Source organism: Streptomyces sp. Ru73 (genome assembly GCF_002920575.1).
Lineage (GTDB): Bacteria > Actinomycetota > Actinomycetes > Streptomycetales > Streptomycetaceae > Streptomyces.
Window position 1 is genome coordinate 1 of record NZ_PQSQ01000066.1, and the last position, 13,408, is coordinate 13,408.

Annotated in this window: 10 protein-coding genes; 5 read left to right on the forward strand and 5 right to left on the reverse strand. The window is 75.4% G+C overall.

The genetic code is table 11. The features are described from left to right. Nucleotides 1-467 precede the first annotated feature (467 nt). The gene (locus C3486_RS24785) at nucleotides 468-1,217 is read left to right on the forward strand and encodes an enoyl-CoA hydratase/isomerase family protein (protein WP_103834976.1); all 750 of its coding nucleotides are present in this window, start codon (nucleotides 468-470) and stop codon (nucleotides 1,215-1,217) included. A 185-nt stretch (nucleotides 1,218-1,402) separates the two neighbouring features. Here C3486_RS24785 and C3486_RS24790 read toward each other — a convergent pair whose 3' ends face one another. The 3 genes from C3486_RS24790 to C3486_RS24805 all read right to left on the reverse strand — a co-directional run bounded on the left by C3486_RS24790 (nucleotide 1,403) and on the right by C3486_RS24805 (nucleotide 4,330). Beyond that, nucleotides 1,403-2,194, reverse strand: a complete 792-nt coding sequence (locus tag C3486_RS24790) for a maleylpyruvate isomerase family mycothiol-dependent enzyme (protein ID WP_103834977.1) — start codon at nucleotides 2,192-2,194, stop codon at nucleotides 1,403-1,405. A 167-nt stretch (nucleotides 2,195-2,361) separates the two neighbouring features. Beyond that, entirely contained in the window at nucleotides 2,362-3,006 is a 645-nt protein-coding gene (locus C3486_RS24795) for a DJ-1/PfpI family protein (protein ID WP_103834978.1), read from the reverse strand. A 337-nt stretch (nucleotides 3,007-3,343) separates the two neighbouring features. Then, a complete protein-coding gene (locus C3486_RS24805) occupies nucleotides 3,344-4,330 on the reverse strand; it encodes a GlxA family transcriptional regulator (RefSeq protein ID WP_103834979.1) in 987 nt (328 codons plus the stop codon). Nucleotides 4,331-4,469: 139 nt separating this feature from the next. Between C3486_RS24805 and C3486_RS24810 the strand changes: the two genes are divergently transcribed. Beyond that, the gene (locus C3486_RS24810; RefSeq protein WP_103834980.1) at nucleotides 4,470-5,360 is read left to right on the forward strand and encodes a hypothetical protein; all 891 of its coding nucleotides are present in this window, start codon (nucleotides 4,470-4,472) and stop codon (nucleotides 5,358-5,360) included. Between the two features lie 363 nt (nucleotides 5,361-5,723). Next, nucleotides 5,724-8,141 carry a Tex family protein gene (locus C3486_RS24815; protein WP_103835007.1) on the forward strand — a complete coding sequence of 806 codons (2,418 nt, stop codon included), beginning with the start codon at nucleotides 5,724-5,726 and terminating at the stop codon, nucleotides 8,139-8,141. A 267-nt stretch (nucleotides 8,142-8,408) separates the two neighbouring features. On the opposite strand, the gene C3486_RS24820 is transcribed toward C3486_RS24815, so the two are convergent. After that, entirely contained in the window at nucleotides 8,409-8,990 is a 582-nt protein-coding gene (locus tag C3486_RS24820) for a MarR family winged helix-turn-helix transcriptional regulator (RefSeq protein ID WP_103834981.1), read from the reverse strand. Between the two features lie 66 nt (nucleotides 8,991-9,056). Here C3486_RS24820 and C3486_RS24825 point away from each other — a divergent pair, with 66 nt between their 5' ends. After that, nucleotides 9,057-9,776 carry an SDR family NAD(P)-dependent oxidoreductase gene (locus tag C3486_RS24825; RefSeq protein ID WP_103834982.1) on the forward strand — a complete coding sequence of 240 codons (720 nt, stop codon included), beginning with the start codon at nucleotides 9,057-9,059 and terminating at the stop codon, nucleotides 9,774-9,776. 115 nt (nucleotides 9,777-9,891) lie between these two features. On the opposite strand, the gene C3486_RS38210 is transcribed toward C3486_RS24825, so the two are convergent. Beyond that, nucleotides 9,892-12,207 (reverse strand): FUSC family protein, encoded by a 2,316-nt coding sequence (locus C3486_RS38210; protein ID WP_258052977.1) that lies wholly within the window; start codon nucleotides 12,205-12,207, stop codon nucleotides 9,892-9,894. Nucleotides 12,208-12,395: 188 nt separating this feature from the next. On the opposite strand from C3486_RS38210, the gene C3486_RS24840 reads away from it, so the two are divergent. Then, nucleotides 12,396-13,346 carry an FAD-dependent oxidoreductase gene (locus C3486_RS24840; RefSeq protein ID WP_103834983.1) on the forward strand — a complete coding sequence of 317 codons (951 nt, stop codon included), beginning with the start codon at nucleotides 12,396-12,398 and terminating at the stop codon, nucleotides 13,344-13,346. Nucleotides 13,347-13,408: the final 62 nt, after the last annotated feature.

A 13,408-nucleotide genomic window follows, 5' to 3' on the forward strand; every position in this document is an offset into this window, starting at 1 on the left:
CAGCTCTCGGCAGACGGCCGGGCGGAGGGAGCGGGCCCCGACAGGCGGCCGGGCGGAGGAGGACGGGCCCCGGCGGGCGACACGGGGAGCGGGGGCGGCTCCGGCCTCGGTGGTGGGCCACGGGCAGCGGGGACGGTTCTCGGCAGGCGGCCGGGCAGAGGAGGACGGGCCCCTGCGGGCGGCAGTGGGAAGTGGGGGCGAGTCGGGTCTCGGTGGTGGGCTGCGGGGCGCGGGTGCGTGGTCGCGTGGGCGGGTGCTGGGGGCGGCGGCCGCGCGGGCGGGGCTCCGGGGCCGGCGTCCGGTGCTCGTCGGCTGTCCGCGGGCCGACGGGCCTTGGCGCTCGGCCGCCGCGAGCGACACCGGGTCGAACGGTGGCGTTCGCGGCGAGGAGCGGGGGTCCCGGCGTGGTGGTGATCACGTCGGGCGGGGCGGGACGGGGGCGGTCGTGCGGCCTTACGATCCGCAGCATGAAGCCTGGGCTCAGCACGCGTGTCAGCGGCGGCACCGCGACCGTCACGATCAGCAACCCCGCCAAGCGCAACGCCATGACGGCCGACATGTGGCGCGCGGTCCCCGAGCTGGTGGAGCGGCTGGCCGCTGACCCGTCCGTACGGGTGCTGGTCCTGACCGGCGAGGGCAACACCTTCTGCGCGGGCGCCGACATCGGGTCGCTGCGGGAGTCGGGCGACGAGAACCGCGGGCTCGCGCTGGCCGCCGAAGAGGCCCTCGCCGCCTTCCCCAAGCCGTCGCTGGCCGCCGTACGCGGCTACTGCGTGGGCGGCGGCAGCCAGCTGGCCGCCGCCTGCGACCTGCGGTTCGCCGAGGAGGGCGCGCTCTTCGGCATCACGCCGGCGAAGCTCGGCATCGTCTATCCGGCGGCCTCCACACAGCGCCTGGTCCGCCTCGTGGGCCCGGCGACCGCCAAGTACCTGCTCTTCTCCGGCGAGTTGATCGACTGCGCTCGGGCCCTGCGGTCCGGGCTGGTGGACGAGGTGCTGCCGGAAGGCGAACTGGACAAGCGGGTCGCGGACTTCTCTGCGGTGCTGGCGAGCCGGTCGCAGCTCACCCAGGCGGCGGCGAAGGAGTTCGCTGACGGCCCTGCGGACGCGGAGCGGAGCGCGTACTGGGAGGAGCAGGCGCGCGGCAGCGGCGACACCGCGGAGGGCGTCGCGGCCTTCCTGGAGCGCCGCGCGCCGCGCTTCGAGTGGACGGTGTGAGCCGCAGTACGAGTCACGGGGCCGGCCCCCGCGGGGCGCGGGACTCGCTCCCGCTCTTCCCGGCCCGGCGGTCCGGGCCGCACGAGGCCGACGCCCCGCGAGGCCGACGCCCGCTCTTCCCGGCCCGGCGGTCCTGGCCGCATGAAGGCCGGCGCCCCGCCTCACCTTCACCCTCCCCCTCTCCGTCACCCGAAGGCGACGCGCTCCAGCCAGAAGTCCAGCAGCTCGGCATCGCCGATGACCTCAACCGTGCCGTCGTGCGGCGAACGCCGCCGGTAGATCGTCAGCAGCAGCTCGGTGAGCGGTCCGCGCACGGCGACCGCCGCCTTCTCGTGCGCCCGGCGCCAGCTGATGGCGTCGCCGGTCAGGTCGACCACCCACTCGGCCGCCGCCTCCGGCGCGGTGTCCGTGGCGTGGAAGTGCAGCGTGCGGCCGGGCCCGAGGAGCTCGCGCATCTCGGGGTGGTAGTCGAACATCATCGGCAGCGAACCGAGCCACAGCCACTCGTCGGCCGCGTCCAGCGCCACCTCCTCGTCGAGCTCGTACGGCACGCCGAGGGCGAGCGCCGCGTCGGCCCGGTGTATTGCCGTCTCGTGCGCGAAGCGGCGGGCGTAGAACGCGGACCGCTGCCCCGGCACCGGCGTCCACAGCGCCGCGTCGGGCCCGGCCTCGCGCAGCGCGTCCGCGAGCTGCCCGGCGCCCTCGGCGAGCCAGCCGTCCAGCTCCTCCGGGGTCTCGCCGGCGTAACCGGAGAGGTCGCGGAAGAAGGCGTCGTCCACCGGCCCGTCGGCCCTCGTCCGCACGGTCTCCGCGGCCCAGCGCTGGGCACCGCCGAGGTGCCGCAGCAGCTGGTTGACGGTCCAACCCGGGCAGGAGGGCACCGGGGCCGCCAGGTCGGCTCCCTTGATGTGAGCACGCAACAGGTCGGTCTGCGCGACGATTTCGCCGCAGTGCCGGTCGAACGACATCCGAGTCATGGCAGCACCGTAGACGGCACCACTGACAACGGCCCGCGGGCCGCCCGCAGGCCGCGTGGATCCGGCCGCGGCCGCACCGTGGCCGGCACCGGGCTGCCTCGGTCCGGCCGCGGCTCGCCGAACGGCATCCGTCCGGCGAGCCGTGCCCACCGGCCCTGCCGGGTCCGTCAGGACATGCCCTTCAGGACGAACCGGCTGCGGTCGCGCAGGGCCGCGACCACCGCGGCCGGCGCCTTCTCCGGTGAGCCGCTGTCGTACGGCGGCTGCGGGTCGTACTCGACGGCCAGCTGCACCGTCTGCGCGAGTTCATCGCCATGGAGCCGGCCCAGCAGCGTCAGACCCATGTCGATGCCGGACGAGACGCCGGCCGCCGTGACGTACTTGCCGTCGATGACGACCCGCTCCCCCGTGGGCTCGGCGCCGTACTCCTTCAGCTGGTCCAGCGCCAGCCAGTGCGACGTGGCGCGGCGGCCCGCCAGCAGTCCGGCGGCGGCCAGCAGCAGCGAGCCGGTGCACACGGAGGTCGTCCAGGTGGTCGCGGCGTCGACCGTGCGCAGCCACTCGTGGAGCGGCCCGTCGGCCATCAGGTCGCTCTGCCCGGGGCCGCCGGGCACGACCAGGATGTCGGGCGCGGTGACCTCTTCCAGGGCCGCGTCGGCGACCAGCGCGAGGCCGCCGCTGTCGTTGCGTACGGGTCCGGTGCGCTCGGCGACGAAGACGGTCTCCGAACCGGGCAACCGGCCCAGCGTGTCGTACGGACCGACGGCGTCCAGCGCGGTGAAACGGTCGTAGAGCAGGATCGCGATCTGCATGACGGGGTTCCTTTCGGCAGTGGGTCGTTGGCTCGGGAGCGGGTCGTTGGCGGTCGGCGGCCGTCACCGACGGTCGGCGGCCATCTACAGCCATCGGCGGTTGACGGTCGGCGGTCGCGGTCGGCGGCCGGGGGTCGGCGGTCCGCGGTCGAGGGCCAGCGGTCGGCGGCCGGGGGTCGGCGGTCCGCGGTCGAGGGCCAGCGGTCGGCGGTCGGCGGTCGGCGGTCGGCAATGGTCACCCGCAGGGCCGCGGCGACCAGCAGCGGGAAGCCGACAGCGGGAGGCCGGCAGCCGCCGGGCGGGGCACCGGCGGCCGGAGCTGTGGCCGGAGCGCAGGTCAGTGGGAGTGCGCCGGCCGGGGCGCCGGCGGGCAGTGGTGCGGCCGGTACCGGCGCCGGTACTCGGCCGGGCCGGTGCCGAGGGCACGCAGGAAGGCCCGGCGCATCGCTTCGGGGGTGCCGTAGCCGCAGCGGCGGGCGACGCGTTCGACGGCGTCGGTGGTGTCCTCCAGGAGCCGGCGCGCCGCCTCCAGCCGGACTCTGTCGACATAGCGACCTGGCGTCATGCCGACTTCGTCACGGAAGGCGCGCGCGAAGTGGCGAGGCGAGAGCCCGGAACGGGCCGCGAGCGCCTCGACGGACAGGTCGGCGGCCGGGTGCTCGGTGATCCAGTGCTGCACCTCGCGCAGCGAAGGGCGCTCCGCGGTCTGTGCGGCGAGCTGGGCGCTGAACTGCGTCTGGTTGCCGGGGCGGCGCAGGAAGACGACGAGGTGCCGGGCGACGGTCAGCGCCACGTCCCGGCCGAGGTCCTCCTCCACGAGGGCCAGCGCGAGGTCGATGCCTGCGGTGACGCCTGCGGAGGTCGCCAGGTCGCCGTCCCTGATGAAGATCGGCTCGGGGTCGACCTCGACGGCGGGGAAGCGGTCGGCCAGCGTGTCGCACATCGCCCAGTGGGTGGTGGCCCGGCGGCCGTCCAGCAGCCGGGCGGCGGCCAGCAGGAACGCGCCCGTGCAGACCGACACCTTGCGGCGCGCCCGCGGCGCATACGTACGCAGCCGGTCGACGAGCCGAGGGTCGGGGTCGCGGGTGCCCTGCCCGCCGGGCACGAGGAGGGTGTCCGGCGGCGCCGCGTCCGTCAGTGCGACGTCGGGCGCGATCCGCAGGCCGCTGGAGGCGCGTACGGGGGCGCCGTCGAGCGTGGCAGTGCGCACCCGGTAGGCGCCGGGGACGCAGTGGGCGGCGCCGGTGAAGACCTCCATCGGGCCGGTGACGTCCAGGCTCTGGACGCCGTCGAAGAGGACGACCAGTACGTCGTGCGGTGGCATGGCCCCATCGTGGGCGCGGCGGAGCACGGCGGCAATGACGCTTTTCCCACCTTTCCTGCCATGGCGGCCGCCCGGCGGTCGTACGATTGTCCGCCCTCCCGGCCTACCAGGCATACCGACGGGTCGGTAACGTGCTGCCATGACCACCACGGCTTCCCCGCAGGACCGCTCCGCGCTGCCCGACCGCGCCGGACGGCACTGTCACAACGTCATCAACCCGCTGCACTCCACGGTGTACTTCTCGCCGGACTTCCCCGCCGAAATGGCCGGGCTCGGCATCGAGGACCGCAGCGTCGCCTACTTCCTCGGCCGGGCGGCCGCCATGGGCCCGGTGGGCCCCGGCGTCATCGCCGCGACGTTCTACAACTTCAAGTACGAGCTGATCGCCCGGCACATCCCGGACGCCTGGTCGGCCGTCACGCCGCGGCAGGTGCTCGACGCGCGGCTGCGCGCCGCCGACAGCACGCTGCGCCGGCTGCTGGGCGACGCGCTGGTGGAGTCCGACGAGATGGCCGAGGCGGCCCGGCTCGCGCTGCGCGCCGCCGAGGGCTGCGTACGGCACGCCCGGCCGCTGTACGCCGCGCACGCCGACCTCCCGGTGCCCGAGGCGCCGCACCTGGCGTACTGGCACGCCGCGACCCTGCTGCGCGAGCACCGCGGCGACGGGCACCTCATCGCGCTCGCCGACGCCGGCCTGGGCCCGCTGGAGGCACTCGCCTCGCACACCGCCAGCGGCCGCGGGATGAGCACCAAGTGGATCCTGGCGACCCGCGGCTGGTCGGCCGAGGAGTGGCAGGCCGCGCGCGACGGGCTGCGCGACCGCGGCATCCTGGACGCCGAATACGGCCTGACCGAGGCCGGTACGAAGCTCCGCGCCGACCTGGAGGACGCCACGGACCGGCTGGACGCGGCCCCGTACGAGCACCTGGGCGCCGAGGGCGTGGCCCGGCTGACCGAGCTGGCCACGACGTTCACCAACACCGCGATCGGCAACGGCGCTTTCCCCGCCGACCTGTTCGGCAAGGGCTGAGCCCGCGGCTCCCGGGAGCGGGCACAGCTCGGCTCTTCTGGGCGGGCTGAGCCCGGCTCCTCGGGGCGGGCTGAGCCCGGCTCCTCGGGGCGAGCGCAACGCGGCTCCTCAGGGCCGGCGAAGGCGGCCCCTCACGGGGAGCTGAACCCGGCTCTCCGGGGCGGGCGAAGACGGTCCCTCAGGGGCGGGCGCGGCCGTGTGCACGATGGTCCGCCCCGGGGCCGTGCCTCTTGTCACACCTGTGCGCTCCGGCCCGGGTCACGCGACAGGCCGTACCGCGACCCTGCACAATGCAGGCTCAAGCACAGCGCGAGAAGGCAGGTCGGGAGCATCGTGACGGCAACCACCGAGTCCACCGGGCCCATCCAGTCCCCGGGGGCACCCGGGCCCCTGGGGTCCATCGAGAGCAGGATCGCCGAGGAGCTCGGCGTCAAGGAGCGGCAGGTGAAGGCCGCGGTCGAACTGCTCGACGGCGGCTCGACAGTGCCGTTCATCGCCCGGTACCGCAAGGAAGCGACCGAGATGCTCGACGACGCGCAGCTGCGCGCGTTGGAGGAGCGGCTGCGCTACCTGCGGGAGCTGGAGGAGCGCCGGACGGCGGTCCTGGAGTCCGTACGGTCCCAGGGCAAGCTGGACGCGGCGCTGGAGGCGCAGATTCGCGGCGCCGAGTCCAAGGCCCGCCTGGAGGACATCTACCTGCCGTTCAAGCCCAAGCGGCGGACGAAGGCACAGATCGCCCGTGAGGCCGGTCTGGAGCCGCTCGCCGACGGCCTGCTGGCCGACCCGTCCGTGGAGCCGCAGGCGGCCGCCGCCGCGTTCGTGGCCCCGGAGAAGGGCGTGGCCGACCCGGCGGCGGCCCTGGAGGGCGCGCGGGCCATCCTCACCGAGCGGTTCAGCGAGGACGCCGACCTCATCGGCGAGCTGCGCGAGCGGATGTGGACCCGCGGCCAGGTCGCCTCCAAGGTCCGGGAGGGCAAGGAGGAGGCGGGCGCGAAGTTCGCCGACTACTTCGACTTCGCCGAGCCGTTCACGGAACTGCCCTCGCACCGCGTACTGGCGCTCCTGCGCGGCGAGAAGGAGGAGATCCTCGACCTCTCCCTGGAGCCGGAGACCGAGCCCTCCGAGGGCCGGACGTCGTACGAGCAGTCCATCGCCAACAAGTTCGGGATCGCCGACCGCGGCCGCCCGGCCGACGGCTGGCTGCTGGACACCGTGCGCTGGGCGTGGCGCACCCGCGTCCTGGTGCACCTCGGCATCGACCTGCGGCTGCGGCTGCGCCAGGCCGCCGAGGACGAGGCGGTGCGGGTCTTCGCCGCCAACCTCCGCGACCTGCTGCTGGCCGCGCCGGCCGGCACCCGCGCCACGATGGGCCTGGACCCCGGCTTCCGTACGGGCGTGAAGGTGGCCGTGGTGGACGCGACCGGCAAGGTGGCGGCCACGGACACGATCTACCCGCACGTGCCGCAGCAGAAGTGGGACGCCGCGCTGGCCACGTTGGCGAAGCTCGCGCGCGAGCACAACGTGGAGCTCATCGCGATCGGCAACGGTACGGCCTCGCGCGAGACCGACAAGCTGGCCGCCGACCTGATCGCCGCGCAGCCGGACCTGAAGCTGACGAAGGTGATGGTCTCCGAGGCGGGCGCCTCGGTGTACTCCGCCTCCGCCTTCGCCTCCCAGGAGCTGCCGGACCTGGACGTGTCGCTGCGCGGCGCGGTCTCGATCGCGCGCCGCCTCCAGGACCCGCTGGCCGAACTGGTCAAGATCGACCCCAAGTCGATCGGCGTCGGTCAGTACCAGCACGACCTGTCCGAGGTGAAGCTCTCGCGCTCCCTGGACGCGGTGGTCGAGGACTGCGTGAACGGCGTCGGCGTGGACGTGAACACCGCCTCTGCGCCGCTGCTCTCCCGGGTCTCCGGCATCGGCTCGGGCCTGGCGGAGAACATCGTGGCGCACCGCGACGCCAACGGCCCGTTCCGCACCCGCAAGGCGCTCAAGGACGTGGCGCGGCTCGGCCCGAAGGCGTACGAGCAGTGCGCGGGCTTCCTCCGGATCCGCGGCGGCGACGACCCGCTGGACGCCTCCAGCGTGCACCCCGAGTCGTACCCGGTGGTGCGGCGGATCGTCACTGCTGCAGGCAGCGACGTGCCGTCGCTCATCGGCAACACCGCGGTGCTGCGCTCGCTGAAGCCGGCCGACTTCGTGGACGACTCGTTCGGCCTGCCGACCGTGACGGACATCCTGAGCGAGCTGGAGAAGCCGGGGCGCGACCCGCGGCCGGAGTTCAAGACGGCCACCTTCAAGGAGGGCGTCGAGAAGATCGGCGACCTGCAGCCCGGCATGCTCCTGGAGGGCGTCGTCACGAACGTCGCCGCGTTCGGCGCCTTCGTGGACGTCGGCGTGCACCAGGACGGGCTCGTGCACGTCTCGGCGATGTCGAAGACGTTCGTGAAGGACCCGCGTGACGTGGTCAAGCCGGGCGACATCGTGCGCGTGAAGGTGCTGGACGTCGACGTCCCGCGCAAGCGCATCTCGCTGACGCTCCGGCTGGACGACGAGCACGGCGCCGGCGGCCAGGGCGGCTCGGGCGGCCGCGGCGGGCGGCAGGAGCGCGGCGGGGAGCGGCGCGGCGGCGACCGGCGCGGTGCCGCCCCGCGGCAGCGGCAGGGCGGCGGCAACGGCCGTGGCGGACGCGGCGGCCGGGACGCGGCCCCCGCGAACGGTGCGATGGCCGACGCACTCCGCCGCGCGGGCCTGCTGGGCAAGGACGGCGGCGGACGCTGAACCAGTAGGCGGCGCCGCGCCGACCCGAGAGGCGGCGCGGCGCCGCCGCACGAATGACGGCGGGCGGTCGGAGCCTACGTACGCTCCGGCCGCTCGCCTACTCGTATGTCCGGCCCTGGGCATACGGGGGCTGCGGCTCCCCGGCCCCGGGGGCAGCGCCCTGCGCCGCCCCCGTAGGCAGCGCCTTGTGTCGCCCCGTAGGCAGCGTGGCGTGCCGCCTCCGTAGGCAGGCGCGGCGTCGGCCTCGTTCCTCCTGCCCGGCGTACCTCACTCCTGTCCCACGTGCGTCAGCCGGTCGTCGCCGAGACGGTGCTGGACGTCTCTCAGGAGACCGCGGAGCAGCTCGGTCAGCTGCTCCTGCTTGTCGGCGTCGAGGCCGTCGAGGAGCTCGGCTTCCCGGTGCAGCACCTGGTCCACGGTGGCCTCGACGACCTCGTGCCCGGTGGCGGTCAGCGTGACCTCCACGGTGCGCGGCCGCCCCTGCGCGGGCCGCCGGACGACCAGGTCCTCCCGTTCCGCGCGGGCCACGCGTTGCGAGACGGCGCCCGCGGTGACCATGCAGCGGCGGCCGATCTCGCGGGTGCTGAGCGTGTAGGGCGGGCCGCTCCGCCGCAGGACGCTGAGCAGGTCCAGGGTGGCGGTGTCCACGCCGGCCCGGGCGAGGGTCCGGCGCCGGTCGTCGCCGAAGAGCTTGGCCAGCTGCCAGATGCTCGTGACGATCCCGATGGAGGCGACGGGCGTGCCCGGGCGCTCGCGCTCCCAGGCCGCGGCGATGTCGCGTACCGGGTCGGACGGCACCCTGCCCTCCGGCCGGCCGTCCCCGGCCTCCCCCTTCGCTTCGCTTGCCACGGTGCTCCTCCCGACTGATATGTTTAGCTCTAAATTTAGATCTACATGAATGCGAGGAGCCAGCTTATGCCACGCAACGTCCTGGTGACCGGCGGCGGCACCGGCATCGGCCGCGCGATCGCCCGGCACTTCGCCGAGCAGGGCGACACCGTCGTCATCACGGGCCGCCGCGGCGGCCCGCTCAAGGAGGCGGCGGACGCCCTCGGCGCCCGTCCCGTGGTCTGCGACCACACCGACCCCGAAGCGCTCACCCGGCTGCTCACCGAACTGCCCGGCACCGTCGACGTACTGGTCAACAACGCGGGCGGCAACACCGATTTCGACACCGGGGCCGCGTCGGACCTGGCCGCGTACGCGCACGCCTTCCGCGCCAACCTCGACGCGAACCTGGTCAGCGCCGCGCTGACCACCAAGGCCCTGGAGGAACGGCTCACGGAGGGCGGCGCGGTGGTGCACATCGGGTCCATCGCCGGCGCCCGCGGCCCCGGCGCGTACGGCGCGGCCAAGGCTGGCCTTGCGACCTGGAACATCAGCCTGGCCGACGAGCTGGGGGCACGCGGGATCACCACCAACGTCGTGGCGCCCGGCTACATCGCCGACACCGAGTTCTTCCGGGACCGGCTCACGGGCGAGCGGCGCGCTGAGCTGGTGGCCGAGACCGCCGTCGGCCGGGCCGGTTCGCCCGAGGACGTGGCGGGCACGGTGGCCTTCCTCGCCTCACCGGCGGCGCGGCACATCACGGGCCAGGTGCTGCACGTGAACGGCGGCGCGTACCGCACCCGGTAAGGGCACGCGTACCGCACCCGGTAGGCCGCGCGTACCGCACCCGGTAAGGGCACGCCCCGCACGTACCGGGTGCGGGCACGCGCCCGCGCCACTCGGACACGTCCCACCGTGAGGCTCAGACCGCCCCCGCGTACCCCCGCATCCGTTCCAGTTCGGCCGCGACATCGCTGAGCGTCGCGCAGTCCGGCGCCGACTCCAGCGCCGGCGGCGGCAGCAGCCGGGGGCGGTGCCGGCGCGGTGCGTCCAGCGCGGCCGCCATGTCGGCCAGCACCGCGCACAGCCGCCGGGCCTCCTCCTCGCTGGGCCGCTGCGCCCCCTGGTCCAGCCGGACGGCCGCCGCCGTGGTCGCGTCCACGATGCGCTCGGCGGCCTTCACGACGGTCGGCCAGTCGGGCGCGCCGCTCCGGTGCGCCAGCAGCTCGGCCGCGGCGGTCTCGGCGGCGGTCCGGGCCTCCCCCAGCGCCTGGTAGGCGGCCCGCCGGAGCGCCAGCCGCTCCCCCGTGTCCGTACCGGGCCGGGCGGCGAGCACCTGCCGCAGGTACGCCTCCGTGCAGCGCAGTGCGGCGCCCACGCGTGGCCCGACCCGGCGCCGCGGGTCGGCCAGCCGCGGCAGGTGGCCGACGACCAGCACGATGAGGCAGGCGATCGAGGTGTCGACGATCCGCTCGGGCGCCGCCTCCGGGGCGCCGCTGACGTGCACGAACGACAGGACCATCAGCGTGATGGCGACGGTCTGCAGGGCGAAGTGCCGGGTGGCGAACGGCAGCAGGGCGCCGCCCGCCGTCACCATCACCACCGGCCACCACGCGCCGGGCAGCACGAACCCGGCGGCGGCGAAGACCAGCACGCCGCAGGCGGTGCCGGCGAAGCGGTTCACCGTACGGGAGAACAGCGGCCCGAGGTCGGGCTTGACGAGGAAGGTGGCGGTGGCGGGCAGCCAGTACCAGTGCTCGGGGTGGAGCAGGAGCGCCATGGCGGTGCAGGCCGCGATGCAGAGGCCGACCCGCAGGCCGTAGTCGCGTCCGGCCGGCCCGAAGACGCGGCGACCCGGCCCGCGGCGCCAGGCGAACACGCCCGCGACACCGCGTACGAGGGACGCCCAGCGCCCCGTATCGAAGGCCGCGCGCGACCCGAAGGGCACCCGGTCGTCGCTGCCTCCGAGCATGGCGCGCGCACCGCCTCCGGACATTGCGCGCCCGCCGCCGTCCGCGTCGCCGCCCCCGGGTACCGCACGGACACCACTGCCCGCCTCGCCCTCTCCAAGCACGGCACGCGCGGCGCCTCCAGGCACGGGGCGCCGAGCGCCGTCCGCCTCACCGCCTCCGGACACTGCACGCGCACCGCCTTCAGGCACGGCGCGTCCATCCGGCTCACCGCCCTCGGGGCCGGGCGCATCCGCCTCGCCGCCCCCAGATGTGCCGGGCCCCCCGAGGGCCGGGCGCAGTCCGCGGAGGAGCCGTTCGTCCGTCGCTCCGGGCACCGCCGTACCGGCCGGCGGCTGGGTCCGGGCGAAGACCACCGCAGCGTCCAGCAGCGCCCGGTCGAAGGCGCGGCGCGCGGGCGTGGAGGTCTCGGGCGCCGGCAGCCGGCCGGGCGGCCGCCCGGTGCGCAGGGCGGTGGCGAGGGCGCGCGGCCCGTCGGCAATGCGCGCGGGCAGCGGCTGTGCCTCCCACAGCAGCGCGACGCTGGCCTCGCAGAGCGTGGTGGCGGCCGCGAAGCGTTCGATGAGCCGGCGTTCGCCCGTACGCGGCCTGCGGCGCAGCAGCCGGCGCAGCCGCATGGCCTCGTCGGCCCGGTCCAGGGCCGTCGTCAGCCGGCGCCTGGCCGGTTCGGCGCCCGGCGTGCCGACCGCCGTGAGCGCGTCGGCCAGCGCGTCGAAGACGGTGGCGACGGCCGCGCGCTCGCCGCTGAGCGGCCCGCCCGACGGCCGGGGCGAGCGCAGCACCAGCCGCAGCAGGAGCAGCCAGCCCGCGCCGACCAGCGTGAGCACGCTCTTCTGCCACGGCTCCAGCTGCGGCAGCGGCATGCCGGCGCCGAGGATGGCGGCGGCCAGCATCTGCATGCCGGCGGTGGAGCGGACCGGCCCCGCGACGCTGCCCGCGCCGGAGACGAACCCGATGCCGAAGAGCGCGAGCACCAGCCACCAGCCGACGCCGGACAGCGACGCGCCGGCGAACATGCCCAGGGCCACGGCCAGCGCGGGCAGCCCGATGTGCACGATGCCCTTGCGCCGGGTGCCGGGCCGGTCGTTGACGCCCGCGAGCATCGAGCCCAGGCCCGCGAGCACGCCCGCCGCCGGGTGCCCCGTGGCGATGCCCGCGCCCAGCAGCGGGCCGGCGGACAGCGCCCCTCTGACCACCGCCGCCCACGGCACGGGCAGCCGCTGCCAGCGGAAGGGATGGGCGAGCCAGGCGGGTACGGCGCGGGGCATGGGCCTCCTCGGGTCGGCTGCGTACGGTGCGGACGGACTGCGCTGCGTACGAGTACGGGCGGTCTCCGTGGACTTCCTCGGCCGACGGTGTGCTGCTACCAGCCTAAGTACCCGCTTTGTCCAGGTCGCTGCCGGAGGGTTAACCCAAGATCACAAAACGTCGGCGGGACTCCCGATACGGTCCTCGCATGACGAACGATGTGATCGTGATCGGAGCCGGGGTCACCGGGCTGACCTGCGCCGTCCGGCTGGCCGAGGAGGGCCGCCGGGTACGGGTGCTGAGCCGCGACGAGGCGGCGGGGACGACGTCCTCGGTGGCGGGCGGGCTGTGCTGGCCGTACCGCATCCTCCCGGAGGCGGCGGCCGTCGAGTGGTCGGTGCGCGGCTACGAGGCGCTGAGCGCGCTGGCCGGGACGGACGGCACGGGCGTACGGATGGCGACGGGCACGATGGCGACGGCCTCGGTGCCGGACCGCTGGCGGGACGCCGTACCGGGGCTGCGCGCCGCGCGCCCCGAAGAGCTGCCCGCCGGCATACCCGAGGGCCTGCGGGCCCGCACCCCTCTGGTGGCGATGGACGCGCACCTTCAGTACCTGGAGCGGCGGCTGGCCGCGGCCGGCGGCACCGTGGAGCGGCGCCCGGCCGGTTCTCTGGAGGCCCTCGCGCACGAGGCCGGCGCGGTGGTGAACTGCTCCGGCCTGGGCGCCCGGGAGCTGGTGCCCGACCCGGAGCTGCGTCCCGTGCAGGGGCAGCTCGTCGTCGTGGAGAACCCCGGCATCGAGGAGTGGTTCGTGAACGCCGACGGGCACGCGGACACCACGACGTACGTGCTGCCGCAGCCGTACGGCGTCGTGCTGGGCGGCACGGCGGTCGAGGGCGCGTGGTCCACCGAGCCCGACCCGGCGGTCGCCGAGGCGATCGTGGCGCGCTGCGCCCGTATCCAGCCGGCGCTGGCCGAAGCGCGGGTGCTGGCGCACCGGGTGGGGCTGCGCCCGGCCCGCTCGTCGGTGCGCCTGGAGGCCGAGCGGCTGCCGGGCGGCGGGCTGGTCGTGCACAACTACGGGCACGGCGGCGCGGGCGTCACGGTGGCGTGGGGATGCGCGGACGAGGTGGCACGCCTGCTGGACACGGCGGCCTGAGGGTCGTTGACCAGCTGACCGGGCCGGCGGGGCCCCGCGGCGGCCCGAGGCGCCCGACACGC

Coding starts and splice junctions, on each gene's coding strand:
- C3486_RS24810 (WP_103834980.1), top strand. CDS start 4,470: ATGACCACCACGGCTTCCCCGCAGGACCGCTCCGCGCTGCCCGACCGC.
- C3486_RS24790 (WP_103834977.1), bottom strand. CDS start 2,194: ATGACTCGGATGTCGTTCGACCGGCACTGCGGCGAAATCGTCGCGCAG.
- C3486_RS24825 (WP_103834982.1), top strand. CDS start 9,057: ATGCCACGCAACGTCCTGGTGACCGGCGGCGGCACCGGCATCGGCCGC.
- C3486_RS24805 (WP_103834979.1), bottom strand. CDS start 4,330: ATGCCACCGCACGACGTACTGGTCGTCCTCTTCGACGGCGTCCAGAGC.
- C3486_RS24795 (WP_103834978.1), bottom strand. CDS start 3,006: ATGCAGATCGCGATCCTGCTCTACGACCGTTTCACCGCGCTGGACGCC.
- C3486_RS38210 (WP_258052977.1), bottom strand. CDS start 12,207: ATGCCCCGCGCCGTACCCGCCTGGCTCGCCCATCCCTTCCGCTGGCAG.
- C3486_RS24785 (WP_103834976.1), top strand. CDS start 468: ATGAAGCCTGGGCTCAGCACGCGTGTCAGCGGCGGCACCGCGACCGTC.
- C3486_RS24840 (WP_103834983.1), top strand. CDS start 12,396: ATGACGAACGATGTGATCGTGATCGGAGCCGGGGTCACCGGGCTGACC.